The organism is Kocuria sp. CPCC 205258, from assembly GCF_040981005.1.
Lineage (GTDB): Bacteria > Actinomycetota > Actinomycetes > Actinomycetales > Micrococcaceae > Kocuria > Kocuria rosea.
In genome coordinates, this window is record NZ_JAVKPS010000008.1 from 87,683 (window position 1) to 113,567 (window position 25,885).

Sequence of the window (25,885 nt, forward strand, 5' to 3'; positions counted from 1 at the left end):
CCCGGCCGGGGCGCTCACAGCACGAGGTTGTCGATCAGCCGGGTGCCGCCCACGTGGGCGGCCACGAGGGCGAGGGCGCCGGGCGCCGGCTCGACCGGCGCCAGGGTGCGGGGGTCGACGACGACGAGGTAGTCGAGCCGGACCCGGTCCTCGCTCCCGATCGGCTCGGCGTCGATCCGCCGCCGGGCGGCCTCGAGCTCCAGCTCCCCGGCGGCGAGCGCCCGCAGGGTGCGCGGGAGCACGAGCGCGGAGCGGCGCTGCGCGGCGTCGAGGTAGCGGTTGCGGGAGGACAGGGCCAGCCCGTCCTCGTCGCGCACGATGGGCACGGGCCGGACGGTGACGGGCAGGTCGAAGTCGGCGACCATCCGGCGCACGAGGAGCAGCTGCTGGGCGTCCTTCTCCCCGAAGTACGCCCGGAACGCGGCCGGCCCGGGCGGGGCGGTGATGTTGAGGAGCTTGTTGACCACGGTCAGGGCGCCGTCGAAGTGGCCGGGGCGGCTCGCGCCGTCGAGCACGGCGCCGAGCCGGCCGGAGGTGACGCGCACGAGGGGCTCCCCGTCCGGGTACATCTCCGCCGTCGACGGGGCGAAGACGAGGTCGGCGCCGAACCGGCCGAGCAGCTCGACGTCGGCCTCGAGGGTGCGCGGATAGCGCTCGAAGTCCTCGTCCGGACCGAACTGCAGCGGGTTCACGAAGACTGAGACCGCGACCACGGTGTTCTCCTGCCGGGCGAGGCGCACCAGGTGGCCGTGCCCCTCGTGCAGGGCGCCCATGGTGGGCACGAGGCCCAGCGACGCCCGCTCACCGGGCGCCCCGTCCCGGGCCGCGCCGAGCCGGTCGGCCAGCGCGGCCCGGAACTCCTCGATGCCCCGGCAGACGCGGGGAACGCCGGTGGGGGTGCCGGTGGGGTCGCTCACAGGGTGTCCTCTCCGCCGGTGCCGCGGGTGCCCTCGGTGCCGTCGGTGTCCCGGGTGAGCTCGAGGGCGGCGAGCACGGCGTCGTAGCGCGGGCGGTCGAGCAGGCCGCGGTCCAGGGCGCGGCGGGCGGTGACGCGGGCGAGGTCCAGGTAGGCGAGCAGGACGTCGTCGCCCCCGTGGCCGTGGGCGTACTCGTCGAGGGCGTCCCGGTGGGCGGCCACGGTCCCGGCGTCGCCGCGGGCCACGGGCCCCGTGAGCGCCGACTCCCCCGCGGCCAGGGCGTTGTCCAGGGTCGCGCGCAGCAGGGGCCCCACCATCCGGTCGGGGCGCTCGACGCCGATGTCGCGGAGCACCTGCATGGACTGTCCGGCGACCGTCATCAGGTGGTTGGCACCGTGGGCGAGGGCCGCGTGGTAGAGCGGGCGGTCGGCCTCCGCGACGACCACCGGCTCGGCGCCCATCTCGACCACCAGCGCCTGGGCGATGGGCAGCACCGGTCCCGGGGCCGTGATCCCGAACGAACAGTCGCTCAGCCGGGCCAGGTCCAGGCTCATGCCCGTGAAGGTCATGGCCGGGTGGATCGCGAGCGGGATCGCCCCGAGCCGGCGGGCCGGGTCCAGGACGCCGGTGCCCCAGCGGCCCGCGGTGTGCACCACGAGCTGCCCGGCCTGCCACAGCCCGGCGTCGGCGAGGCCCTGCACGAGCCCGGGCAGCTCGTCGTCGGGCACGGCGAGCAGCACGAGCTCGGCGCGCTCGAGCACGGACGGGACCTCGAGGACGGGCACCCCGGGCAGGAGGGCCTCGGCCCGGTCCCGGCTGGCCTCGGAGACGGCGTTGACGCCGACGACGGCGTGGCCGGCGGCGCGCAGCGCGGCGCCCAGGACGGCGCCCACCTTCCCGGCGCTGACGACCCCGACACCGAGGCGTCCCGGGCGGTCGGACGGGTGGCTCATGGTCTCTCCTGGCGGGGGGTGTGGGGGTGGCTCGGGCCGTCGGCCAGTCTACGGGCCCCGGTCGCGTGCACCGCCTGGGCCGCGGCGAGCGCCCGGGCGTCCCCGGTGTCGAGGTGCGGGACCATAACGCTCACGGGCCCCGGCGTGGAGTGCAGCTGGACGTCGGCGAGCCCCAGGGCGCGCTCGAGCGGGCCCTGGCTCACGGCCACCGACTGGGTCTTCTCGTGCGGCAGCACGGCGGTGCGCCGGCTCAGCCGCCCGGACCGGACTGCGAGGACGTCCTCGGTCGCGGCGAAGCCGGTCCGGCGGTGCACGAGGGGGTCGAGCCACCGGGCCCGGCGTGGGGAGGTGGTGAACCGGCCCTGCGCGCCCAGGCCGTGCAGGCCCTCCCGCAGCAGCGCGGCGAGGTCCCCGTCCCGGGCGCCGGGCAGCGCGAGGTGCAGGACCTGGTGCACCTGGGGCAGGGTGCCGACGGGCAGCAGGGTCGAGCGCATGGCGTCGCCCTCCCCCGCCGCGGGCCCGTAGCCGGCCACGTTGACCCGCACCCGGTACCAGCCGAAGGGCCGCCAGAGCAGCGGCTGGTCCACGCCCACCGCCTGGATCCGCCCCGCCGGGACGGTCTGGGAGCGGACGCTGAACAGGCCGTAGCGCACGCGCATGCCCTCGGGGACGCGCAGCAGCCTGAAGTGGTAGCCCTGCTCGACCCGGCGGTAGGAGACGGCCCCGAAGCTGATGAGCCCGGGCAGCCAGGCGGCGAGCATCGCCGGGGCGGCACGGGGGTCCACCAGCAGGGCGGCCGGTGCGGCGGCCAGCAGCACGGCCAGGGCGACCGACGAGCCCGAGGCGAGCACGGAGCCGATCAGCCGCGGCACCGGCACGCCGAGCACCGGGCGCTCCTGGTCCCCGGTGACCGCCCAGGGGGCCGGTCGCCGCACGGGCGCGCCGGGCGCCGCGCCGGGCGCCGGGGCGGCGGGGTCCTGGCCCGGGGCGGCCAGGCCGAGCCGGCCCAGCAGCTCCCCGCGCAGCACGCGGGCCTGGGCGTGGGTGAGGTAGGACAGGGACACCGCGGACTGCCCGGCGTCGGCCACCTCGAACTTCAGCTCCGCCAGCCCCAGCAGCCGGGGCAGGAACGGGCGGTGGATGTCGATGGCCTGCACCCGGTCCAGCCGGGCCTGGCGCTCCTGCCGGAAGAGCACCCCGGAGCGGATCCGCACGTGCTCCGGGGTCACCTGGTAGCGGGTGAACCACCAGGAGACCAGCACGGCCGCGGCGAACACGAGGAGCACGACCGCCACGAGCCCGGCCAGCACCCACCAGAAGACGGCGCCCATCCGGGCCGGGTCGAAGTCCTGGGGCGGCACGGCGTCCCTGCGGCCGAGGAAGGCGTTGAGGAAGTCGTCGAGGAGGATGTTGACGAAGGCGCCCGCGATCACGACCATCGCGAGCCATCCCTTGACCACCGGGGTCAGCGGGTGGACACGGTGCCACTGCGGGGCCGCCGCGGGGGCGGGGGCAGCGCTCACAGGCCCGCCAGGAGGGCCTCGCCGCGCGCGGTGAGCCGCTCGCGCAGCCGGGACGCCTCGGCGTGTTCCACCCCCGGGATCTCGGCGTGGCTGCCCACGGCGGCGGTGTGCAGCTTCACGGTGGCCAGGCCGAAGCTGCGCTGCAGCGGGGAGACCGACACGTCCACGTACTGCATCCGGCCGTAGGGGATCACCGTGACCCGCTGGTAGAGCAGGCCGCGCCGCACGAGCAGGTCCTCGCCGCGCTCGGCGTAGCCGATCGCCCGGACCCGCCGCGGGGCCAGGAGCACGGAGAGCAGCCCGGCCGCCAGGACGGCCGCGGGCGGCAGCAGCAGCAGGCCCAGAGGGGCGCCGGACCAGACGCCCGTGGCCGCCAGCACCGCCGGCCAGCCGAGGGCGGCGAGCCAGAAGAGGGTGCTGAGGAGGGTGGAGAGCACCACCACGGAGAGGTGCTTGGGCGAGACCCGGGTCCAGGCCAGGCCCTCGGGGTCGATCGCGGGGTTGCTCAGGGGCACCCGGTCACCGGGCGTCCCCGCCACGGGGCCGCCGACGGGCTCGTGGGCGGATCTCTCGGGCATAACCACCTTCTCCCTCGGGAAGCTCCTTCTGCCGCCCCCTACGGTACTCGGCGCCCTCCTCGGCGTCGGGATCGTCCGGCGGCAGCTTGCAGAAGCCCTCCACGATCCAGCCGACCACCACGAGCACGAGCCCGGCCCCGGCGTGCACCAGGCTGGCCCACAGCGGGCCCTGCTCGGAGCGCACGGAGACCAGCGCGAGCTGCTCGACGGCCACGGCGGCGTGCCAGCCGGTCAGCATCGCCCCCGCCCAGGCCACCGCCTGCGCGCCGGCCGCGGTGCGGGCGGCCACGAGCGGGTCGAAGCGCTCCGGGTGCGCTCCGTCCTGGTGCCGCTTGACCCGCACGCCCAGCACCAGCAGGGCCGCGGCCACGGCGGCGAGGGCCGCGAGCGAGGCCCACGGCAGGATCAGCAGCGGCCCGCCCGCGCCCGTGGACAGCCGGTTGGCGGTCCAGCCGACCGCGCCGGCGGCGGCGGCGCACATCAGCAGCGCCGGGACCGTGAGCACGTGCACGGCGGCGCCCCCTCAGTCCCCGTCCCCGCCGGGGGCGGGGTCCTCGGGCAGCAGGGGGATCGTGTCCGGGCCCAGGCCGCCGAGGTCCTCCGCCCGGCGGGCCAGCTCGGCGACGCTGCGCCCCTCGAGCGTAGCGCCGGGGTCCATGAGGGCCCAGGGCACGAGCACGAACGCGCGGGTGCCGGCGCGCAGGTGGGGCACGGTGAGGTCCGGCTCGTCCAGGCGCAGGTCCCCGTAGACCACGATGTCGACGTCGAGGGTGCGCGGGCCCCAGCGCTGCGTCCGGGTCCGGTGGTGGCGCTCCTCCACCTCCTGGCACGCCCGCAGCAGCCCGAAGGGGCTCAGCTCGGTCTCCACCTCGAGGACCGCGTTCAGGTAGTCCCCCTGGCCGGCCGGTCCGCCGACCGGCCGGGAGCGCACGATGGGCGAGGCGCGGACCAGCGTGATCCGCGGGTGGGCGGCCAGCTCGAGGGCGGCGCCGCGGAGGGTGGCCTCCCGGTCGCCGAGGTTGGCGCCGAGGGCGAGGACGGCCCGGGTGCCCATGTCAGCGCTCCCGGTAGATGGTGACGGAGACGTCGGAGAACGTCACCTCGATGGGCGCCTTGGGCTTGTGCACGGTGACCTCCACCGCGTCGAGCGGAAAGCGGGCGAGCAGCCGCCGGGCGACCTGGTCGGCGAGGGTCTCGAGCAGGTTGACGCTGGGACCGATGACGATGTCCCGCACCTCCTCGGCGACCTCGCCGTAGTGGGCGGTCAGGGCGACGTCGTCCGAGGCCCCCGCCGCGGCCAGGTCCAGGTACATGACGAGGTCCACGAAGAAGGGCTGGCCGCTGCGCTTCTCCTGGTCGAAGACCCCGTGGTAGCCCACCGCGCCGATGCCCAGGAGGTTGATCCGGTCCCGGCGGTCGGGGGCCCTGGTGGTGGACACCGGGACGTGCTGGCGGCCGGCCCGGTCCCCGGCGCGCATCCGGGCGGCGTCCGCGTCCTCGCGCGGCACGCGGTTCACCGGTCCGCTCCGGAGGACGCCGCCGGCAGCACGCCGGCGGCGGCGGCGGGGCGCAGCAGGGCCGGCTCCACACCGCGCCAGGCGTGCGCGGCGGCCACGGCGTCGACGCTCGGGCGCACGGCGTGGACGCGCACGCACCACGCGCCCGCGTGGGCGGACAGCGCGCTGATCGCGGCCGTCGCCGCGTCCCGCCCGGCCGCCGGGCGCGGCGCGCCGTCCTGCTCGAGCAGGGTGCCGAGGAAGCGCTTGCGGGACGCCGCGACGAGCACCTTGTGGCCGGTGGCCGTGAAGCGCGGCAGCGCCCGGAGCAGCTCCCAGTTCTGCGCCCCGCGCTTGTCGAAGCCCAGCCCGGGGTCCAGGACCAGCTTCTCGGGGGCCAGGCCGGCGGCCAGGCAGCGCTCCGTCAGCGCCTCGAGCTCCCCGAGCACCTCCCCGGCCACGTCGTGGTAGACGGCCCGGGAGTCCTGCACGTCGGGCAGGCCGCGGGCGTGCATGAGGACGTAGGGGGCCTGCCGCTCGGCGACCAGGTCGATCATGTCCTGGCTCGCGCGCAGCCCCGAGACGTCGTTGACGATGTGCGCCCCGGCGTCCAGGACGGCCTCGGCGGTCCCGGCGTGGAGGGTGTCGACGCTGAGCACCGCGCCCGCGGCGGCGAGGGCCTCGACCACGGGCAGGATCCGGCGCCGCTCCTCGGCGGGGTCGATCCGCTCGGAGCCGGGCCGGGTGGACTCGCCCCCGACGTCGACGATGTCGGCGCCCTCGGCGAGCATGCGCAGCCCGTGCGCGATCGCGGCCTCGTGCCCGGCGTGCTCGCCGCCGTCGCTGAAGGAGTCGGGGGTGACGTTGAGGATGCCCATGACCAGCGTGCGCCCGGTGGGCAGGTTCTCGAAGGAGCCCCAGCCGGAGGGCCGGTGCGCGGGGTCGGTGCGGAGGGGGGTCGTCATGTGCTCAGCGCCCCAGGATGAGGCTCATCGCCTCGGCGCGGGTGGCGGGCTCGCGCAGCTGTCCGCGCACGGCCGAGGTGACGGTCTTGGCGCCCGGCTTGCGCACCCCGCGCATGGACATGCACAGGTGCTCGCACTCGACCACCACGATCACCCCGGCCGGCTGGAGGTGCTCCACGATCGCCTCCACCACCTGGGTGGTCAGCCGCTCCTGGACCTGGGGCCGGCGGGCGAAGAGGTCCACGAGGCGGGCGAGCTTGCTCAGGCCGGTGACCATCCCGTCGTGGCCGGGGATGTAGCCCACGTGGGCGTGCCCGTGGAACGGGACGAGGTGGTGCTCGCAGGTCGAGTAGAAGGGGATGTCCTTGACGAGGACCATCTCGGAGTGGCCGATGTCGAAGGTCGTCCCGAGGATCTCGGCGGGGTCCTGGTGCAGGCCCGCGAACATCTCCGCGTACGCCCGCGCCACGCGTCCCGGGGTGCCCTGCAGGCCGTCCCGGTCCGGGTCCTCGCCGATCGCCAGCAGCAGCTCGCGCACGGCCGCCGCGACGCGCGGCTGGTCGACCGCCCCGGCGCCGGCCTCCAGCGCGGGGGCGGGGTCGGGGTACGGCGGGTCGAACGCCTCCGCGCGCAGGTCGTGCGCGCTCGTCTGCTTCGTGCGGGCCTCGTGGGGCAACGCGCCCTCCTTCGGGATCTGCCGGTGCGGCGGGGTCTGCCGGACGGGACGGGAGTCGGCGGACGCGACCGGCTGTCGCTCCATCCTAGGCCCGGCTCAGTCCGTGCCGGCCCCCGGGGTGCGCTCCGCGGAGGGCCCGGTGGTGCTCGAGGAGCCCGCCCCCTCCCCCGGCGGCACCGAGTGCCCGCGCTCCGGGACCTCGAGGGGGTGCTCCGGCTTCGCGGCGGCCGCCTGGTCCTGCGGGGCCAGGGTCGCGGGGTCCTGGGCGTGCAGCCGCCGGGCCTCCTCGCGCTCGGCCTGTGTGACCACGGGCGGGTCCTCGGAGAGCGGCCGGGTGTCCTTGGACAGCCACACGGGCCGCAGGTCCCGCTTGCGGATGTCGTGGAAGAGGTCCGCGATCTGCGCCTCGTTGAGCGTCTCCTTCTCGAGCAGCTCGAGGGCGAGCCGGTCGAGGACGGGGCGGTTGTCCATGAGGATCGCGTGCGCCTCGTCGTGGGCCTGGTCCAGCAGGGCCCGCACCTCCTCGTCGACGATCGCGGCGGTGCGCTCGGAGTACTCCCGGCCCGAGCCGGCGGCGTCCCGGCCGAGGAACGGCTCGGAGCTGTCCCCGCCCAGCTTGATCGAGCCCACGCGGGCGCTCATGCCGTACTGGGTGACCATCTTGCGGGCCGTGTCGGTGGCCTTCTGGATGTCGTTGGACGCGCCGGTGGACGGGTCCCGGAACACGATCTCCTCCGCCGCGCGCCCGCCCATGGCGTAGGCCATCTGGTCGAGCAGCTCGTTGCGGGTGGTCGAGTACTTGTCGTCCATGGGCATGACCATGGTGTAGCCCAGGGCCCGGCCGCGGGGCAGGATGGTGATTTTCGTGACCGGGTCCGTGTTGCGCAGGGCCGCGGCCACGAGCGCGTGCCCGCCCTCGTGGTAGGCGGTGACCTTGCGCTCGAGCTCCTTCATGATCCGGCTGCGCTTCTGCGGACCGGCGATGACCCGGTCGATCGCCTCGTCCACGGCGCGGTCGTCGATGAGCTGGGCGTGGGAGCGGGCCGTCAGCAGCGCGGCCTCGTTCATCACGTTGGCGAGCTCGGCGCCCGTGAAGCCGGGGGTGCGCTTGGCCACGGCGGCGAGGTCCACGTTGTCCGCGAGCGGCTTGCCCTGCGAGTGCACCCGGAGGATCTGCAGGCGGCCCTTCATGTCGGGGGCCTCCACACCGATCTGGCGGTCGAAGCGGCCCGGGCGCAGCAGCGCCGGGTCCAGGACGTCGGGGCGGTTGGTCGCGGCGATCAGGATGACGTTGGTGGTGGCGTCGAAGCCGTCCATCTCGACGAGCAGCTGGTTGAGGGTCTGCTCGCGCTCGTCGTTGCCGCCGCCCATGCCCGCGCCGCGCTGGCGGCCCACGGCGTCGATCTCGTCCACGAAGATGATGGCCGGCGCGTTCTCCTTGGCCTGCTGGAACAGGTCGCGGACCCGGGAGGCGCCCACGCCCACGAACATCTCGACGAAGTCGGAGCCGGAGATCGAGAAGAAGGGCACGCCGGCCTCGCCGGCCACCGCCCGCGCGAGCAGGGTCTTGCCGGTGCCGGGCGGGCCGTAGAGCAGCACGCCCTTGGGCACCTTCGCGCCGAGGGCGGTGAAGCGCTCCCGCTCCACCAGGAACTGCTTGATCTCGTCGAGCTCCTGCACGGCCTCGTCCGCGCCGGCGACGTCGGCGAAGGTCACCGTGGGGTTGTCCTTGTCGAACATCTTGGCCCGCGAGCGGCCGAAGCGCATGACCTGGGACCCGCCCCCCTGCATCCGGGAGAACACGAACCAGAAGATGGCGAGGATGATCAGGAACGGCAGCATGAAGCCGAGGAGGCTGGTGAACCAGTTCGACTCGACGGGCTGGTCCGTGAACCCCTGGAGGTCCGCCGCGTTCATCGCGTCGACGACCTCTTCCCCGCGCGGGGTGACGTAGTAGAACTCCACGCTGCGCCCGAGGTCGCGGCCGTCGAGGGAGAGGTCCTCCTCCAGCTGGAGCTCGACCTTCTGCTGGCCGTCGTAGATCTTCGCCTCGGCGACCTGGCCCTCGCGGAGCAGCTGCAGGCCGACGTTGGTGTCCACGCGCCCGGAGGAGCCCGTGGTGAGCGTGCCCACCAGGGGGAAGAGGATCAGAGCGGCCAGCAGGACCCAGAACCAGGGTCCCCTGAAGAAGTTGTTGGGTTTTTTCGCCGTGGCCAAGCCGCTGATCCTCCCGTGGATGGTTGTCCGGGCCCCCTCGAGCCCGTGCCCGCCCAGGGCCGGAGGTCCAGGGGACGCAGACCTACAATGTACAGCCCGGACTCGGGGTCGGGCCCCGGACGGGCCGGGAGTTCCCTGTCAGCGGACACCCGGCCCGGGAACCGCCGCGGCGCACGCCCGGCCGGGGCGCCGGCTCACTCGTAGACGTGCGGCGCCAGGGTCGCGATGCAGTCGAGGTTGCGGTACTTCTCGGCGTAGTCGAGCCCGTAGCCCACCACGAACTCGTTGGGGATGTCCCAGCCCACGTACTTGACGTCGATGGAGGTCTTCGCGGCCTCGGGCTTGCGCAGCAGGGCGCAGATCTCGACCGAGGCCGTGCCGCGGGACTCGAGGTTGGCGCGCAGCCAGGACAGGGTCAGGCCCGAGTCGATGATGTCCTCCACGATGAGCACGTCCCGCCCCGTGAGGTCCGTGTCCAGGTCCTTCAGGATGCGGACCACGCCCGAGGACTTGGTTCCGGAGCCGTAGGAGGACACGGCCATCCAGTCCATGGGGTACTGGCCCTGGAGCGCCCGGCACAGGTCGGCCATGACCATCACCGCGCCCTTGAGCACGCCCACGAGCAGGACGTCCCGGCCCCGGTAGTCGGCGTCCACGGCGGCCGCCAGCTCGGCGATCCTCGTGTCGATGTCTTCCTTGCTGTACAGGACCTCGGTGAGATCCCCCTGGACGTCCTCAGCCTTCACGGCGCTCCTCGGGTGATGCGGATGCGGGTCGGGTGGCGCTCGCAGGCCGCGGGCGGACGAGCTCCAGGTGCCCCGGGCCACGGGTGCCCGCCGTCGGGCGGCGGCGCCACACCGACACCTTACCCGCCATCTGCACGGGCCCCGCGGCCCCGTGCCCCGCGGCGAACTCGTCCAGCGCGCCGAGCCGCTCGTAGGCCGGGGTCTGCCCGCCGGCGGCGACCACGGCCGCCGACAGGGCGCGGCGGCGCAGCGCGGGGTGCGCGGCCCGTACCGTGGCGAGGTCCAGGGCCAGGGAGCCGGGCAGCTCCGGGGCGGCGGCGCGGGCGCGCTCGAGCAGCTCCCCCGCGGCGCCGTCGAGGTAGTCCGCGTCGGGGCCGAGGATCGCGGCGGACCGGGCCAGGGCACGGGCCAGACCGGGTCCGAGCTCGTCCTCCAGCAGCGGGAGCACGCGGTGGCGGACCCGGGAGCGCATCAGGGTGGTGTCCCGGTTCGTGGGGTCGTGCCAGGGCTCGAGCTGCTCGGCGGCGCAGATCTCCAGGGTCTGCGCGCGGGAGAGGTCGAGGAACGGGCGGAGGTAGGTGACGCCGTCGAGCTCGCGCACGGGGGGCATCCCGGCCAGCGAGCGGGTGCCGGAGCCGCGGGCGAGGCCCAGCAGGACGGACTCCGCCTGGTCGTCCAGGGTGTGCCCGAGCAGCACGGCGTCGGCGCCCGTGCGCCCCACGACCTCCGCGATGCCCGCGTAGCGGGCGGTGCGGGCCGCCATCTCGGGACCGCCCGCGTCCCGGCGCACGGTCACGGCCGTGACGACGACGGGCGCCAGCCCGGTCTGCTCGAGCGTGCGGGCGGCGCGGGCCGCGACCGCCGCGGAGTCCTCCTGGAGGCCGTGGTCGACCACCACGGCGCCCACGCGCAGCGTGCCGCGCCGGGCGAAGTGGGCGGCGGCGGCGGCCAGCGCGAGGGAGTCGGGCCCGCCGCTGCAGGCCACCAGCACGAGCGGGGGCTCCGCGGAGGTCCGGGGGACGTGCTGCCGGACGGAGTCGAGCACACGGCGCCGCCCCGCGGCGACGTCCGGGGACAGTCGGCCGCGGCGGGCGAACTGGGTCACCGGCGGGCGTCCTCGCGGTCGCTCGCGGCCTGCTGGTTCTGCGACTCCCGCACGGCCAGGCGCACGACCTTGGCGAGGGTCGGGGCGGTCTCGCCGAGCAGGTCCAGGGCGGCCTCGAGCTCCTGCCGCGGGACCACGTGGGCGAGGGCCGCCACGGCGTTGGTCTCGCTGTGGATGCCGGCCTGGATCTGCGTGGTCGACAGCACGGGCTGCGAGGCCTCGACCGCGGCGAGGACCTCCTCGATGTCGGGGGTGCCGATGCGCTGCTCCAGCATCACCAGGCGCTCGTAGACCGCCGGGTTGCCGATCTTGATCCGGCGGCCGCTGTTGAGCTGCGACAGCATGGGGGCGGAGAGGCCGAGGACCTCGGCCAGCCGCCGCTGCGTGATGCCGTAGGCCTGGACGACCGTGCCGAAGCGCTCCGACAGGGGCTGGCCGTACAGCTTGACCTGCTGTTCGATATTCTCTGTGCTCACGTAAAGATTTTGTCACACAAAGGTGATCCGACCTACCGCGTGTCGCGCTGTGACCGAGGTCTCCGGGGCGGGGCGCCCCACCCCTAATGTGTATGAATCTGCATGTCAAACGGGGGTGCGTGGTGTCTACCACATTCCCGGCGGCTCCGGGGCGGGGAGGGGCCGGCGGGGCGGTGCGCCCGGGCCCAGCACGCGCTCGATCCAGCGCTCCGGGGCGTGGATCTCGGCCTCCGTGGGCAGGTGCTCCGGGGCCTCCCAGATCCGGTTGAACGACTCCAGTCCCACGGTCCCCACCACGGTCGTGACGAACCGCTGGCCGTCGCTGTACTGGCGCATCTTCGCGTCCATCCCGAGCAGGCGCCGGACGAAGCGGTCGAGGCTGCCCTGGAGCTCGGAGCGCCGCTCGAAGCGCCGCCGGATCGTCTTCACGGAGGGCACCACGGAGGCGTCCACCCCGTCCATCACGAAGTTCGCGTGCCCCTCGAGCAGGCTCATCACGGCGGTGAGGTGGGAGAGCACCTCCCGCTCCCGCCGCCCCATGAGCAGGCTCACCACGCCGAGGGAGGCCCGGGGCTCCTCCGCCCCCGCGCCGCGCCCGGGCAGGGAGCGGACCGCCTCCGTGAGCCGCGCCCCGAGGGTCTCGGCGTGCCCCATGAGGGAGTCGGCGAGCTCGTTGATCTGCTCGATCATGTGCTCGCGCAGCCACGGGGCCGCGGCGAACTGGACGCGGTGGGTCTGCTCGTGCAGGCAGACCCACAGCCGGAAGTCCTCCGGCTCGACGTTGAGCTCCCGCTCGACCGTGAGGATGTTGGGCGCGACGAGCATCAGCCGCCCGCCGGGGTGCCGCTGCGCGGCCACGGCGGAGACCAGCCCGGCGTACGGGTCGTACTGGCCCAGGACCTTCGCGGAGAGGAACCCGAGGACCGCCGCCATCTCCATGGCGGTGGCCGTGCCGCCGAGGGCGGTGGCGGCCGCGCCGAACTGCTCCGGGCGGCGCCGGCGCAGGGCCTCGACCGCCGGTTCCATGAGGACCTCGAAGGCCTGGGCGTTGGCCTTCGACCACCCGGCGCGGTCCACGACGAGCACGGTGGAGTCCCGCAGGTCCCGCGCCGCCTCGAGTCCGGTGATCCGGTGGACGTGGTCCACGGACGCCTCGGCGTGGCGGCGCATGGAGGCCACCGCCGTCTGCATGGCCCGGGCGGACATCCTCGGCCCCGGCGGCGTGAGCCGGGCCGCGGCGGAGGCCGCGAGGTCCCACCGGACGATCCCGGGCGCGTCCGTCTCCGGCGGTCGTTGTGCTGCGCTCATGGCCTCATGCAACCACACGCGCCTGGGAGCGGCCGGCGCGGGCCGTCACAGGAGGGCCAGGGCCGCCACCGCGCGGTCCACGGCGTCCCGGGCGGCGGCGGGGTCGGCGACCTCGTTGAGCACCACGGAGAACGTCAGCAGCCGCCCCCCGTCCGTGCTGACGTGCCCGCTGAGGGCGACCACGGAGTTCAGCGTGCCCGTCTTCGCCCGCGCCAGGCCCCGCCCGGGGCGCTCGGCGTCGTCGTCGAACCGGCCGGCGAGGGTCCCGCTGCCGCCGGCCACCGGGAGCGCCCGGGCGCCGGGGGTCAGCGCCCCCGTGGGGTCGGTGACCATGGCCCGCACGACCTGCTCGAGCGCGCGGGCGGGGATCCGGTTGCGCAGGGACATCCCGGACGCGTCGGAGAGCACGGCGCCCGGCGCCGGGACGCCGTGCGCCTCGAGCGCCGCGGCCGCGGCGGCACGGCCGCCGGCGATGCTCGCGGGCCGGTCCGCGGCCCGGGCCGCGAGCCGCGAGAGGACCTCGGCGAGGTGGTTGTCGGAGTCCTGCAGCATGAGCTCGGCCTGCTCGGCGAGGGTCGCGGACTCGACGGCGGCCAGCTCGGCCGCGCCCTCGGGCGCCCGGTCGGGCGCGACCCCGGGGACGGAGGGCGCCCCGCCCCCGGGGAGCCGGGCCGCGAGCTCGGCCGCGAAGACCTCGGCGACGTCCTGCGCCGCGTCCACGGGCCGCTCCGCCGACGGGCCCTCCCCCGCGGGCACGCGGTGGGACCAGAACGCCATGGGCGCGACCGGCCCGATCTGCCCCGCCGCGACGTCCCCCGCGGCCCAGTCCTCGTTGACGTCCGGTCCGGCGAACAGGCTCGCGTCCCACCGCACGGCGGTGGGCCCGGCCGCCCCCCGCTCGGCGAGCGCCTCGGCCGTCTCCTGCGCCAGGGTCCGGATCCCGGCCCGGCCCAGCACGGCGTCCGGGTCGGAGCCGCCCGGGCTCAGCAGGGTGTCCCCGCCGGCCACCAGCACCACCGTGCCCGGCTCCGGCCCCTCGACCACCGTGGTGCGCAGCCGCCGGCCGGGGTCGGCGTGGGTGAGCAGGGACAGCGCCGTGACGAGCTTCTGGTTGGAGGCCGGGACCAGGGGCGCGTCCGCGTCCCGCTCGAGCAGCGGCTCCCCGGTGAGGGCGTCGGCCACGAGGACGGAGCGCCGTCCGGCGGCGGCCCCGGCGAGCACGGGCTCCACCGCCGCGGCCACCTCGTCGGCGCCTGGCACGGGGGCGGCCGGGTCGGGGGGCACGGCCCCGGCGGGAGCGGGCGCCCCTACGGGGAGGACGCGGGCCGCCGGGAGGTCGTCCCCGCCCAGGCCCAGCGCGGGGGCCCAGTGGGGGTGCAGCCAGCCCGCCACGCCCACGCAGCCGGCGGCGAGCAGCGCCGTCAGGGCACGGTGACCGGGGCCCGGACGGGCCCGCGGCCGCCGTCGTCCGGCGAGGGGACCGTGGCGTCGGGGACTGCTCATGCCCCCATTGTGGCCCGGTCCGCGGCGCCGCGGCGGCTCCGGCGCCGGCCCCGGGGCGGGGCCGCGGCGGCCCGGGCGCGGCCCCGTGGCGGGCCGGACGGTTACCGCCGCCCGCGGGGCCGCCGCTATCGTGGGTCTCGGATCTGCCCCACCCCGCCCGGGTGGTGCGGCCGCGCTCGGCCGCTGTCAGCCCTTTCCGGCCCTTCCGGGCCCATCCAGCACGAGGAGAAGCACCATGGAGTTGGACGTCACCATCGAGATCCCCCGGGGATCGCGCGTCAAGTACGAGATCGACCACGAGACCGGCCGCCTCCGCCTGGACCGCGTCCTGTTCACGTCGATGCAGTACCCCGCGCACTACGGCTACTTCGAGGACAGCCTGGGCGAGGACGGCGACCCGCTGGACGCCCTCGTGCTCCTGGACTTCGAGATCGTCCCGGGCGTGCTCGTGGAGTCTCGCCCCATCGCCGTGTTCAACATGAACGACGAGGCCGGCGGGGACGCGAAGATCCTGTGCGTGTCCACAGACAAGCGCTACGACCACATCCAGGGTCTCGACGACATCGACGAGTACAAGCTCAAGGAGATCCAGCACTTCTTCGAGCGCTACAAGGACCTCGAGCCCAACAAGTGGGTCAAGGGCGAGGGCTGGGAGGGCCGGGAGACCGCCGAGCGCCTCGTCGAGGAGGCCCGCGAGCGCTTCGAGCAGTCCCACTACGACTCGGCCGCCGAGGCCGAGGAGAAGGCCGCGTCCACCGACTGAGCGGACGGGCACGCGCGGGGGCCGGGGACCGGAGGGGTCCCCGGCCCCCGCGCGTCCGGGGCCCCGGGCCCGGCCCGGGTCGGCGCGTGACGTGCGCCCTACAGGGATTCCATGATTTTCGTTATATTGGGATCGGCCGGCTCAGCCGGCCCGACGGCCCCAGGATGCATCCCCCCATCGGCATCCGGGCCGCCGACCGGGATCGAGGTCGCCGGAGCGCACCCGCGAGGTGCCCGGTGGCGGCGGGGGTCCCCCCACCCGCGCCGCATCCCATCGATCTCTCCCGGTCCATCCCGGCGGGCCGGTCACCGGTCCCCGGGAGTCGGCCGGCAGGTCCGAGGACCTGCCGGCCGATCCCCGTCCTGCGCTGCCGGTCCCGCCCTCCTTGTGACGTCCGGTCCCTGTGGTTCGATGGACGCGGACCCGGGACGGACCCGGCGCCGTCGGAAGGATGCGCATGTTCCTGCTGGGCCCCGAGGCGGACCTCGTCTTCTCCGCGAGCGACCTGGTGCGCGCGGCCGAGTGCCCCTACGCGAGCCTGTGCGTCCTGGACGAGAAGCTGGGGCGGGCGCCCCGCCGGGCCCCGGAGCGGGACGCGATGCTCGCCCGCACGGCCGAGCTGGGCGACGCCCACGAGCACCGGGTCCTGGCCGCGCACCTGGCGGCGTTCGGCCCCTGGGACGCGACGACCGGACGGGGCGTGCACGAGGTCGAGCCGGCCCGGCGGATGGACCGGGACGAGCTGACCGCCAAGCACGCCGAGTCCCTGGACGCCCTGCGCGCGGGCGCCGACGTGGTCTTCCAGGCCTCCTTCTTCGACGGCGCCTTCCACGGCCGCGCCGACTTCCTCGTCCGCCGCCCGGACGGCGCGTACGCGGTGCACGACACCAAGCTCGCCCGGCACGCCAAGGTCACCGCCCTGCTCCAGCTCGCCGCCTACGCCGACCAGCTCGAGCGGGCCGGGGTGGACGTGGCCCCCGAGGTCACCCTGGTCCTCGGCGACCAGCGGGAGGCGGTCTTCCCCGTCTCCGAGCACCTGGCGGTCTACCGCGAGCGCCGGGAGCGGTTCGTCGCGGCCGCCGCCGCGCACCGGGCGCGGACCGGGCCCGTGGACTGGCAGGACGACGACGTCGCCCGCTGCGGCCGGTGCGAGCACTGCGCCCGGGCCGTCGCCGAGCACCGGGATCTGCTGCTGACGGCGGGGCTGTCCGTGCGGGTGCGCCGCACGCTGCGCGACCGGCACGGCGTGCGCACCGTCGACGAGCTCGCGCTGCTGGAGGACCGGCGGCTCCCCGCCGCGCTGCGGCGGCTGCGGGACCAGGCGGCCATGCAGACCGGCCGGGGCGGGGAGGACGGCTCGGTCGAGTACCGGAAGGACGGGGGGACCCGCCGGGTCGCCTACCGGGTCACGGCCACGGACCCCGTGCGGCGGCTGCCCGCCCCGGACGCCGGGGACGTGTTCTTCGACTTCGAGGGCGACCCGCTGTGGCAGGACCCGGGGGATGCGACGTCCTGGGGGCTCGAGTACCTGTTCGGCGTCGTGGAGCAGCCCCCGGAGCCCGGCGCCGCCCCCGTCTTCCGTCCGTTCTGGGCGCACTCCCGGGCCCAGGAGCGGGACGCGCTCCTGGCGTTCCTCGACTACGTGGCCGAACGGCGCCGGCGCTTCCCCGGCATGCACGTCTACCACTACGCGAACTACGAGAAGGCGGCCCTGCGCCGGCTCTCGCTCGTGCACGCGGTGGGCGAGGACGCCGTGGACGAGCTGCTGCGCGAGAACGTGCTGGTGGACCTCTACGACACCGTGCGGGCAAGCCTGCGGCTGTCGGAGAGCTCGTACTCCATCAAGAAGCTGGAGCCGCTCTACATGGGCGAGCACCTGCGCACCGGGGACGTCGTGGACGCCGGTGCCTCGGTGGTCGCCTACGCCGACTGGTGCACGGCCCGGGCGGCCGGGCGGGAGGAGGACGCGGCGCGGCTGCTGGCCGGGATCGCCGACTACAACGCCTACGACTGCCTCTCGACCCTGCGGCTGCGGGACTGGCTGCTGGGCCTCGCCGGGATCTCCCCGGACCCGGCGGACCACCCGCCGCGCCCCGCCCAGGAGCGGCTCGAGCTGCCCGAGGAGCTGCCGGACGCCGGGATGACCGGTGCCGAGCAGCGCCTGCACGAGCACCTGGACGACCCGTCCGCGCGGGACGCCCTAACCGAGGAGCAGCGCACGGCCGTCGCGATGGTCGCCTCCGCCACCGGCTACCACCGGCGCGAGCGCAAGCAGTACTGGTGGTCCCACTTCGACCGCCTCGAGGGCCCCGTGGAGGACTGGGAGGACACCCGCGACGTGTTCGTGGTCCGGCGCGCGGAGGTCCTCGAGGACTGGGCGAAGGACCCGGGCAAGCGCAGCAGCGCCGCACCCACCCGGCTCCTGCGCCTCGCAGGCCGGTTCGGCGAGGGCTCCACGCCTAAACCCGGCACCGCCGGGCTGTTCCTGATGTACGGGGCCCCCGTGCCCGCGCACCTGGCCGAGGACGCCGCCCCGCGCGGCAGCGGCCGCGCCGGGGACTGGACCGCCGCTCTCGAGGACGTGGAGGAGCACGAGGACGGCACGGCGGTGCTCACCGTGCGCGAACGGCTCAAGAAGCCGCGGGACGCCCCGGCTCCCGAGCCCTGGACGGAGCTGCCGATCGCGCTGGGCCCGGCCCAGCCGATCGCCGCCCGCTCCCTCGAGGAGTCCCTGCAGACCCTCGCCGCCCGCACGGCCGACGCCCTGCCGGAGCTCCCGCGGCAGCCCGGCCTCGAGCTGCTGCAGCGCCGGGCGCCGCGGCCCGCGGACGGGAGCCCCCTGCCCCGCCCGCACGACGGCCCCGACGGCACGATCGACGCCGTGGTGCGGGCCCTGCGCTCCCTCGACCGCAGCTTCCTCGCCGTCCAGGGGCCCCCGGGCAGCGGCAAGACGTTCCTCGGCTCCCACGTGATCGGCCGGCTCGTGGAGGCCGGCTGGCGGATCGGCGTGGTGGCGCAGTCCCACGCCGTCGTCGAGAACCTCCTCACCGGGGTGCTCGAGAAGGGCGGGGTCGCCCCCGAGCGCGTCGGCAAGAAGCCGCCCTCGGGCCGCCCCGCGGACCGGGCGACGCCGTGGCGCGAGGTCCCGGGGAAGGACTTCGCCGCGTTCCTGGCGGACGGCGGCGCCGTGGTGGGCGGCACCGCGTGGGACTTCTCCAACGCCAAGCACCTCGAGGACGAGGCCCTGGACCTGCTCGTGGTCGACGAGGCCGGGCAGTACTCGCTGGCCAACACCCTGGCCGTGTCCCGGGCCGCGCGGCGCCTGCTGCTGCTGGGCGACCCGCAGCAGCTGCCGCAGGTCTCGCAGGGCACCCACCCCCTGCCCGTGGACGAGTCGGCGCTGGGCTGGCTCTCCCACGGCTCGCCCACGCTGCCCGCCGAGCACGGCTACTTCCTGGACCGCACCTGGCGGATGCACCCGGCCCTGTGCGAACCGGTCTCCGAGCTCTCCTACGCCGGGCGGCTCGGGTCCGCTCCGGCCGCGGGCCGCCGAGAGCTCACCGGCGTGGCCCCGGGCCTGCGCACCTGCTACGTCGAGCACACCGGCAACCGCACGGCCTCCCCCGAGGAAGCCCGGCGCGTCGTGGAGCTGGTGCACGGGTTCGCCGGGACGCCGTGGCGCTCAGGCCCGGGGGCGCCCCCCGTGCCGCTGGCGCCCGAGGACGTGCTCGTGGTGGCCGCGTACAACGCCCAGGTCGAGCTGATCGGCCGGGAGCTCGCCGCCGCGGGCCTGCGGGACGAGGACGGCGGCGGGGTCCGGGTGGGCACCGTCGACCGGTTCCAGGGCCAGGAGGCCCCCGTCGTGATCGTGTCGATGGCCGCCTCCGCCGCCGACGGCCCCCGCGGGATGGAGTTCCTGCTCTCCCCCAACCGGCTCAACGTGGCGGTCTCCCGGGGGCAGTGGTGCGCCGTGGTGGTGCGCTCCCCCGCCCTGACGGACTACCTGCCCGCCACCCCGGAGGCGCTGCAGGTGCTCGGCCGCTTCACGCGGCTGTGCCGCCGCGGACGGCCCGCGGGGCTGCCGTGAGCACCGAGCGCGTGCCCTACGTCCTGCACTTCGAGTCCAGGACGGTGGTGCTCGGCGAGCCGGCCCACCTGGAGGAGCTGGACGCCCTGCTGCGGCGCGCCGACGTCCGGACCCGCCCCACCTACTGGCACGGCATGCGCCAGGACGATCCCGGGGCGGCGCTCAACAGCGTGGGCACCGACCTCACCGCGGAGCAGTTCTGGGACCGCGTGGACGCCGGGGCGTTCGCCGCCGCCCGGTGGCCCGTGGACCTCGACGGCCCGCTCTACCTCCCGGCGCCGCCCGCGTGGCTGCAGCGGGCCCGGGCGTGGGAGTACGACCCCCTGGCGCCGGCCCTGGGCGCGGCAGCACCGGGCGGGTGGCTGCGGGCCCCGGGCTGGGCCGGGACCGAGAACAACGACGCCGGGGCGGCCGTGGGACTGCTCCAGCTGACCGACCCGGACTCCTTCTGGGTGCTCGGCTCCGACGCCGACCTGGCGGAGGTCGCCGCCACGGCCAAGGAGCTGGCCCCGTTCCGGCAGGGCTTCGACCGGCTCACCGCCTACTTCGGCCCCGACGACCGCATCGGCTGCCTGCGCCTGCCGGTGGTGTGCCGGGAGCCCCTCGAGGACGAGCTCATCGTGCAGGGGGTCGACATCGAGCCGCGGTTCTGGGAGTGAGTCCCCGCCGCGCCCCCGCTCCCCCGCGGCCCCCGTGCCCGATACTGGGACCGTGTACGTCGTGACCCTGGACCAGCGCCGCCGCGAGGCGGGCGACCTCGTGCCGGGCCTCCTGCGCCGCCTCGCGGACCTCGAGACCGTGGTGCCGTTCCAGCGCGCCCGGGCGCACGCGGTGCAGGGCATCACCGCCGATCCCGGCGCCGCGGTCGCGGCCGCGCTCGCCGGTCTGCGCGGATCGGCCTGGAGCGTGGGGGTCGGGGTGGGGCGGGTCCGGCTCGAGACCGCGACCGACCCGGACGGCCGGACGGGCCTGCGCGCCGACGGCCCCGGGACCGCGCACGCGCGCGCCGCCGCCGAGGCCGCCGCGGGCCGGGTGCCGGTGCGCGTGGTCGCCGAGGACGCGCCGGCCGCGGCGCAGGCGCAGGCCGTGCTGCGGCTGCTGGGCCGGATCGTGGCGGAGCGCAGCGACGCGGAGTGGCGCGTGGTCGACCTGCTCGTGCCGGGGGCCCGCGGTCAGCAGAAGGCCGTCGCCGCCGAGCTCGGCATCTCCCCGCAGGCGGTCTCCAAGGCGGTGGCCCGCTCCCTGTGGCAGGAGGAGCAGGACGCCCGGCCCGCGGCGGCCCGGCTGCTGGGCCTGTGCGAGCCGGCCCAGGGCGGCCCGGCGGGCGGGGCTCAGGGCTCGACGATGAACCCCTCGGAGAGCATCCACTCGTAGGCGACGTCGGCCGGGTCCCGCCCCTCGACGTCCACCTGCCGGTTGAGCTCCTGCATCACGTCGTCGGTGAGCGCCGCGGCGACCGGCTCCAGGACCTGCTCGAGCGCGGGGAACTCGTCCAGCAGCTCCGTGCTGAAGACGGGGGCGGCGTTGTAGGCGGGGAAGAACTGCCGGTCGTCCTCGAGCACGGTCAGGTCCAGGGCCGGGATGCGGCCGTCCGTGGAGAAGACCTCGCCGAAGTTGCACTCCCCGTCGTCGGTCGCCGAGTAGATCGCGCCGGTGTCGTAGATGCCGATGTTGCCCTCGGGCACCTCGCTGCCGCGGTCCAGGCCGTAGTGGGCCAGCAGGGGGGTCATCCCGTCGCTGCGGGAGTTGAACTCCGACTCCACGCAGAACGTCCGCTCGGCCACCGGCAGGTCCGCGATGTCCGAGACGGTCGCCAGGTCGTTGGCCTCGGCGTACTCGGAGCGCACGGCCATGGCGTAGGTGTTGTTGAGGGCCGCCGGGGCGCCCCACGTCAGCCCGTTGCCGAGGTCCTCCTCGTACACGGCCCGCCACTGCTCCTGCTGGTCCGGGATGCCCTCCGCCCGCCCGAGGTAGGTCAGCCAGGCCGTGCCGGTGTACTCGAAGGTGAGATCGGCGTCCCCGGAGAGCATGAGCTCGCGCACCGGCTGGGACCCGGGCACGTTGGTGATGTCCTCGGTCTCGAAGCCGGCGGCCTGCACCGCGAGCACCCCGATCTTGCCGAGGATGAGCTGCTCGGTAAAGTTCTTGGACGTCACCCGCACCTCGGTCCCCTCCGCGCCCTCGACGGGCCGGATGGAGCCGGGCGCGGCGTCGGGCACGTAGGCCGTGGACGGCTCGAGCCCGCAGCCGGTCAGCAGCAGGCCGGCGCAGGAGAGCAGCAGGACGCCGGCGGCGGCGCGGGAGGTTCTCATCGCAGTCCCTTCGGCCGCGCGACGTGCTCCACGACACGGCCGACCCAGTCGATGGCGAGGGCGAGCAGCGCCACGAGGATCGAGCCGGCGATCAGCACCCGCACGAGGTTGAGGTTGACCCCGGTGGTGATCAGCAGCCCGAGCCCGCCGCCGTTGATGAACGTGGCGAGGGTCGCGGTGCCGACCACCAGGATCAGGGCGGTGCGCACGCCGGCCAGCATGACGGGCACGGCCAGGGGCAGCTCGACCCGGAACAGGACCGAGGCGGCGCTCATCCCCATGCCACGGCCCGCCTCGACGAGGCTCCGGTCCACCCCGTCGAGACCCACCATGGTGTTCTTCAGGACGGGCAGGATCGCGTAGACGATCAGGGCGACCACGGCCGCCCTGAAGCCGAAGCCGAACCAGAAGGCGAACAGGACGACGAGGCCCACCGCCGGGGCGGCCTGGCCGACGTTCGCCAGCGCGATGACCGGGCCCGTGAGGAAGCGCAGCGGTCTGCGGGTCAGGAGGATGCCGACCGGGATCGCGATGAGCAGGACCACCACCGTGGCCACGACCGTCAGCTGCAGGTGCTCCAGGGTCAGGGCCCACAGCGATGCGGGGCTCAGGGTCACGGCCTCCGTCTCGGTGAGCTCCGCCGTGGTCAGCCAGAGCACGAGCAGGCCCAGCGCCGCGAGGATCGCCACGGGCTGCAGGAGCAGGCCCTTCCAGGTGCGCTGGTCCGGGTCGGCCGTGGCCGGGCGTGACACCGGGTCGTCGGCGGGCTCCGGCTCCGCGGCGGCGGGGCGCTCGGTCTGCGCGCTCATCGGTCCCCGCCTCCCGGGCTCGCGCTGACGGCGGGCATCTCGCCCGTGTTGTGGCCGAGGGGCGCGTCCTCCGCGGCCACGGTCCGGCGGGCCTCGGTGATCGCCGCCATGACGGTCTCGACGTAGATGACGCCCTCGAACCGGTCCCGCGCCCCCACCACGAGCGCGGCCCCCGTGCTGGAGACGAGCATGGTGTCCAGCGCGTCGTTGAGCGTGGCGCCCGTGCCGACCAGGGGCAGACGGTCGTTGCGCTCCCCGGGGACGGTCCCGAAGCGCTCGAGCTGCCGGCGGGAGGGCCAGGACAGCGGCCGGCCGCGGTCGTCGACGACGACGACGTCCCGGGTGCCCGCCTCGTCGACCCGCCCGAGCACCGCCCGGACGTCCTCGCCGGGGCGGGTGGTCACCGCGGGGACGAGGTCCACCTCCCGGACCCGGGTGAGGGTGAGCTGCTTGAGTCCCGCGCCCGAGCCGATGAAGTCCTCCACGAACTCGTCGGCCGGTTCCGCCAGGACGCGCTCCGGGGCGTCGTACTGGACGATCCGGGCGCCCTCGTCGAAGACCGCGATCCAGTCGCCGAGCTTGACCGCCTCGTCGAAGTCGTGGGTCACGCACACGATGGTCTTCTGCAGCTCGTGCTGGATGTTGATGAGCTCGTCCTGGAGCCGCTGGCGGGTGATGGGGTCCACCGCCCCGAACGGCTCGTCCATGAGCAGCACCGGCGGGTCCGCGGCCAGGGCGCGGGCCACGCCGACGCGCTGCTGCTGGCCCCCGGAGAGCTCCCTCGGGTACCGGTCGCGGTAGACGGCCGGGTCGAGGGAGACGAGCTCGAGCAGCTCGTCCACGCGGGCGGCGATGCACTGCTTGTCCCAGCCGAGCATCTTCGGGACCATGCCGATGTTGGTGGCCACGCTCATGTGCGGGAACAGCCCGCCGGCCTGGATCACGTAGCCGATGCCCCGGCGCAGCTCGTCGCCGTTCATCGAGGTCACGTCCTGGCCGTCGATGACGATCCGCCCCTCGGTGGGTTCGATGAGCCGGTTGATCATCTTCAGCGTGGTGGTCTTGCCGCAGCCGGAGGGGCCCACGAGCATGACGATGCTGCCCGCGGGGATCTCCAGCGTCAGACCGTCGACCGCGGCCTTGGCCTGCCCGGGGTAGCGCTTGGAGACGTTCTCCAGCAGGATCCGGGCCCCGGTGACGGAGGAGTCGGTGCGGGGGGTGGTCACGGAGTCAGACACGGATACCTCGCGATGTGGTGAGACGGCCGAGCAGCACGAGCAGCCCGTCCAGGATGAGTGCGACGACGATGACGGCCACGACGCCGGTGACGACCGACGCGAAGGAGTTGGCGCCCCCGAGCCGCGACAGGCCCGAGAAGATGAAGCCGCCCAGACCGGGGCCGAGCACGTAGGCGGCGATGGCGGCCACGCCCATCACCATCTGCGCCGAGACCCGCATGCCGGCCTGGATGACCGGCCACGCCATCGGCAGCTCCACGCGCAGGAAGGTCGCCGCCCTGCTCATGCCGAGCCCGCGCGCCGCCTCCACGGTGGCCTGCGGGACCCCGGCGAGCCCCACGAGCGCGTTGCGCAGGACGGGGAGGACGGCGAAGAAGGTGACGACGACGACGGCGGGGGTCACCCCGAAGCCCAGCGGGGCGATCAGCAGGCCGATGAGTGCGAAGGACGGGATGGTCAGCCCCACGGCCGAGACGTTGTTGGCCACGGTCGTGAGCCGGGGCGAGCGGTAGCACAGCGCCGCGAGGGCCACCGCGAGGACCGTGGCCAGGACCAGGCATTGGACCACCAGGGAGAAGTGCTGCCAGCTGGCGAAGAGGATCTGTTCCCACCGGTCGGACACGTACTCGATCACGGCACACCCTTCGGTCGTCGTCGATGACGTGGTCACCCGGTCTGGCAAGAAGGCTAGCACTCCGTTCTCATGGAGATGGCCCGGATCACACCCGCCCGAGCGCCGTCGGTGCTGTTGTCGGGCGGCGCGCCCGTTGGCAGACTCGGGGCATGACAGAGCCCCGGGACAGGTACGACGTGGTGGTGATCGGCGGTGGTCCGGTCGGCGAGAACGCGGCCGACCGCGTGGTGCGGGGCGGGCTGAGCGCCGCGCTCGTCGAGGCGGAGCTCGTGGGCGGGGAGTGCTCCTACTGGGCGTGCACGCCCTCGAAGGCGCTGCTGCGCCCGGGCGCGGCCCTCGAGGCCGCCCGCGGCGTGGCCGGGGCGGCCGAGGCCGTCACCGGCCCGCCGGACGCGGCGGCGGTGCTGCGCCGCCGGGACGGGTTTGCGGCGCACTGGGACGACACCGGCCAGGCGGAGTGGCTGGCCGGGGCCGGCGTGGACCTGGTCCGGGGCCGGGGCGCGCTGGCTGGGCCGCGGCGGGTCCGGGTCACCGCCGAGGACGGCGGCGTCCGGGTGCTCGAGGCCCGGCACGCCGTGGTGCTGGCCACGGGCTCGCGGCCGGTCGCGCCCCCGGTCCCGGGTCTCGGGGACGTGCCGTTCTGGGGCACGCGGGACGCCACCGCCGCGCAGGAGGTCCCCGGGTCCCTGGCGGTGCTCGGCGGGGGCGTGGCCGGCACGGAGCTCGCGCAGGCCTTCGCCCGCCTGGGCTCCCGGGTCACGGTGGTCGCCCGCAGCCGGCTGCTGAGCGCCTTCCCGTCCACCGCCGCGCGGCTGGTCGCCGAGGCCCTCGACGCCGAGGGCGTCACGGTCGTCGAGGGGCGGGCCACGGAGCGGGTCCGGTCCGCCGGCGACGGCGTCGAGCTCGTCCTCGAGGGCGGCGGGACCGTGTCCGCGGAGCGGCTGCTGGTGAGCACGGGGCGGCGGCCCGCGCTCGCGGGCCTGGGCCTCGAGGAGCTCGGCCTGGACCCCTCCGCGCTGCGGGTCGACGGCTCGGGCCTGGTGGCGGGCGCGGAGGGCGGCTGGCTCTACGCCGCCGGGGACGCGGCGGGCGGGCCGCTGCTGACCCACCAGGGGAAGTACCAGGCGCGCGCCGTCGCGGACTCGGTCGTGGCGCGCGCGGCCGGCCGGCTGGGGGCGTCCGCGCCCCCGTGGTCCCCGTACGCGTCCACCGCCGACGGGTGCGCCGTCCCGCAGGTGGTCTTCACCGACCCCGCGGTGGCCTCCGTGGGCCGCTCCGCCGAGCAGGCCCGCACGGACGGCCTGGAGGTGGACGTCGTGGAGCACGCCATCGACGTGGCCGGGGCGCTCCTGCACCGCGACGACTACCGGGGCTGGGCCCAGCTCGTGGTCGACCGGCGGCGCCGGACCCTCGTGGGCGCGACCTTCGCCGGCCCGGACGTGACGGAGCTGCTGCACGCGGCGACCGTCGCCGTGGTCGGCGAGGTGCCGCTGGAGCGGCTCTGGCACGCGGTGCCCGTCTTCCCCACCATCAGCGAGGTCTGGCTGCGGCTGCTCGAGGAGTACGGGCTCTGAGCCGC

General features: G+C 75.5%; 24 protein-coding genes. 5 read left to right on the forward strand and 19 right to left on the reverse strand.

The genetic code is table 11. From position 1 onward, the window contains the following. Positions 1-14: 14 nt before the first annotated feature. The 15 genes from panC to dacB form a co-directional block, all read right to left on the reverse strand. The gene (gene panC / locus RF644_RS13960) at positions 15-917 is read right to left on the reverse strand and encodes a pantoate--beta-alanine ligase (protein ID WP_368796925.1); all 903 of its coding nucleotides are present in this window, start codon (positions 915-917) and stop codon (positions 15-17) included. After that, positions 914-1,870 (reverse strand): Rossmann-like and DUF2520 domain-containing protein, encoded by a 957-nt coding sequence (locus tag RF644_RS13965; protein WP_368796926.1) that lies wholly within the window; start codon positions 1,868-1,870, stop codon positions 914-916. Before RF644_RS13965 ends, panC begins: the two co-directional genes overlap by 4 nt. Further along, positions 1,867-3,393, reverse strand: coding sequence for a PH domain-containing protein (locus RF644_RS13970; protein WP_368796927.1), 1,527 nt, complete (start codon positions 3,391-3,393; stop codon positions 1,867-1,869). The genes RF644_RS13965 and RF644_RS13970 overlap by 4 nt, the downstream gene beginning before the upstream one ends. Then, positions 3,390-3,902, reverse strand: coding sequence for a PH domain-containing protein (locus RF644_RS13975; RefSeq protein WP_031282261.1), 513 nt, complete (start codon positions 3,900-3,902; stop codon positions 3,390-3,392). Before RF644_RS13975 ends, RF644_RS13970 begins: the two co-directional genes overlap by 4 nt. Positions 3,903-3,912: 10 nt before the next feature. Then, on the reverse strand, positions 3,913-4,482 hold the full coding sequence (locus tag RF644_RS13980; protein ID WP_133411186.1) for a DUF3180 domain-containing protein: 570 nt from the start codon (positions 4,480-4,482) through the stop codon (positions 3,913-3,915). A gap of 12 nt (positions 4,483-4,494) precedes the next feature. Continuing rightward, positions 4,495-5,025, reverse strand: a complete 531-nt coding sequence (gene folK / locus RF644_RS13985; protein ID WP_368796928.1) for a 2-amino-4-hydroxy-6-hydroxymethyldihydropteridine diphosphokinase — start codon at positions 5,023-5,025, stop codon at positions 4,495-4,497. A 1-nt stretch (position 5,026) separates the two neighbouring features. Further along, entirely contained in the window at positions 5,027-5,488 is a 462-nt protein-coding gene (folB, locus tag RF644_RS13990) for a dihydroneopterin aldolase (RefSeq protein WP_017832034.1), read from the reverse strand. Continuing rightward, entirely contained in the window at positions 5,485-6,432 is a 948-nt protein-coding gene (folP, locus tag RF644_RS13995) for a dihydropteroate synthase (RefSeq protein WP_368796929.1), read from the reverse strand. Before folP ends, folB begins: the two co-directional genes overlap by 4 nt. A gap of 4 nt (positions 6,433-6,436) precedes the next feature. Continuing rightward, positions 6,437-7,192 (reverse strand): GTP cyclohydrolase I FolE, encoded by a 756-nt coding sequence (gene folE / locus RF644_RS14000; RefSeq protein WP_095650869.1) that lies wholly within the window; start codon positions 7,190-7,192, stop codon positions 6,437-6,439. A gap of 12 nt (positions 7,193-7,204) precedes the next feature. After that, positions 7,205-9,325: an ATP-dependent zinc metalloprotease FtsH gene (gene ftsH, locus RF644_RS14005; RefSeq protein WP_368796930.1), complete on the reverse strand. Its 2,121-nt coding sequence runs from the start codon at positions 9,323-9,325 to the stop codon at positions 7,205-7,207. Between the two features lie 194 nt (positions 9,326-9,519). Further along, positions 9,520-10,071, reverse strand: a complete 552-nt coding sequence (gene hpt / locus RF644_RS14010; RefSeq protein ID WP_017832038.1) for a hypoxanthine phosphoribosyltransferase — start codon at positions 10,069-10,071, stop codon at positions 9,520-9,522. Continuing rightward, positions 10,061-11,176: a tRNA lysidine(34) synthetase TilS gene (gene tilS, locus RF644_RS14015; protein ID WP_095650868.1), complete on the reverse strand. Its 1,116-nt coding sequence runs from the start codon at positions 11,174-11,176 to the stop codon at positions 10,061-10,063. Before tilS ends, hpt begins: the two co-directional genes overlap by 11 nt. Then, entirely contained in the window at positions 11,173-11,652 is a 480-nt protein-coding gene (locus RF644_RS14020; RefSeq protein WP_035926022.1) for a hypothetical protein, read from the reverse strand. Before RF644_RS14020 ends, tilS begins: the two co-directional genes overlap by 4 nt. Positions 11,653-11,778: 126 nt before the next feature. Continuing rightward, positions 11,779-12,960 (reverse strand): zinc-dependent metalloprotease, encoded by a 1,182-nt coding sequence (locus RF644_RS14025; protein ID WP_368796931.1) that lies wholly within the window; start codon positions 12,958-12,960, stop codon positions 11,779-11,781. 45 nt (positions 12,961-13,005) lie between these two features. Beyond that, positions 13,006-14,463, reverse strand: coding sequence for a D-alanyl-D-alanine carboxypeptidase/D-alanyl-D-alanine-endopeptidase (gene dacB, locus RF644_RS14030; protein WP_368796932.1), 1,458 nt, complete (start codon positions 14,461-14,463; stop codon positions 13,006-13,008). A 235-nt stretch (positions 14,464-14,698) separates the two neighbouring features. Here dacB and RF644_RS14035 point away from each other — a divergent pair, with 235 nt between their 5' ends. The 4 genes from RF644_RS14035 (at position 14,699) to RF644_RS14050 (ending at position 20,687) form a co-directional block, all read left to right on the forward strand. Next, positions 14,699-15,226, forward strand: a complete 528-nt coding sequence (locus tag RF644_RS14035) for an inorganic diphosphatase (RefSeq protein WP_133411193.1) — start codon at positions 14,699-14,701, stop codon at positions 15,224-15,226. A 457-nt stretch (positions 15,227-15,683) separates the two neighbouring features. Next, complete coding sequence (locus RF644_RS14040) at positions 15,684-19,313, forward strand: TM0106 family RecB-like putative nuclease (RefSeq protein ID WP_368796933.1); 3,630 nt, start codon at positions 15,684-15,686, stop codon at positions 19,311-19,313. Beyond that, positions 19,310-19,972 (forward strand): hypothetical protein, encoded by a 663-nt coding sequence (locus RF644_RS14045; RefSeq protein WP_368796934.1) that lies wholly within the window; start codon positions 19,310-19,312, stop codon positions 19,970-19,972. Before RF644_RS14040 ends, RF644_RS14045 begins: the two co-directional genes overlap by 4 nt. Positions 19,973-20,024: 52 nt before the next feature. Beyond that, the gene (locus RF644_RS14050; protein ID WP_368796935.1) at positions 20,025-20,687 is read left to right on the forward strand and encodes a hypothetical protein; all 663 of its coding nucleotides are present in this window, start codon (positions 20,025-20,027) and stop codon (positions 20,685-20,687) included. Here RF644_RS14050 and RF644_RS14055 read toward each other — a convergent pair. The 4 genes from RF644_RS14055 to RF644_RS14070 are packed head-to-tail and all read right to left on the reverse strand — an operon-like array spanning position 20,645 to position 24,306. Beyond that, positions 20,645-21,625, reverse strand: coding sequence for a glycine betaine ABC transporter substrate-binding protein (locus RF644_RS14055; RefSeq protein WP_368796936.1), 981 nt, complete (start codon positions 21,623-21,625; stop codon positions 20,645-20,647). The two genes, RF644_RS14050 and RF644_RS14055, sit on opposite strands and share 43 nt — an antisense overlap. Continuing rightward, positions 21,622-22,434: an ABC transporter permease gene (locus RF644_RS14060; RefSeq protein ID WP_368796937.1), complete on the reverse strand. Its 813-nt coding sequence runs from the start codon at positions 22,432-22,434 to the stop codon at positions 21,622-21,624. Before RF644_RS14060 ends, RF644_RS14055 begins: the two co-directional genes overlap by 4 nt. Then, positions 22,431-23,672, reverse strand: coding sequence for an ABC transporter ATP-binding protein (locus RF644_RS14065; protein WP_368796938.1), 1,242 nt, complete (start codon positions 23,670-23,672; stop codon positions 22,431-22,433). Before RF644_RS14065 ends, RF644_RS14060 begins: the two co-directional genes overlap by 4 nt. Continuing rightward, positions 23,665-24,306, reverse strand: a complete 642-nt coding sequence (locus tag RF644_RS14070; RefSeq protein WP_368796939.1) for an ABC transporter permease — start codon at positions 24,304-24,306, stop codon at positions 23,665-23,667. Before RF644_RS14070 ends, RF644_RS14065 begins: the two co-directional genes overlap by 8 nt. Positions 24,307-24,455: 149 nt before the next feature. Between RF644_RS14070 and RF644_RS14075 the strand changes: the two genes are divergently transcribed. Continuing rightward, positions 24,456-25,880 carry an NAD(P)/FAD-dependent oxidoreductase gene (locus RF644_RS14075; RefSeq protein WP_368796940.1) on the forward strand — a complete coding sequence of 475 codons (1,425 nt, stop codon included), beginning with the start codon at positions 24,456-24,458 and terminating at the stop codon, positions 25,878-25,880. Positions 25,881-25,885 lie beyond the last annotated feature (5 nt).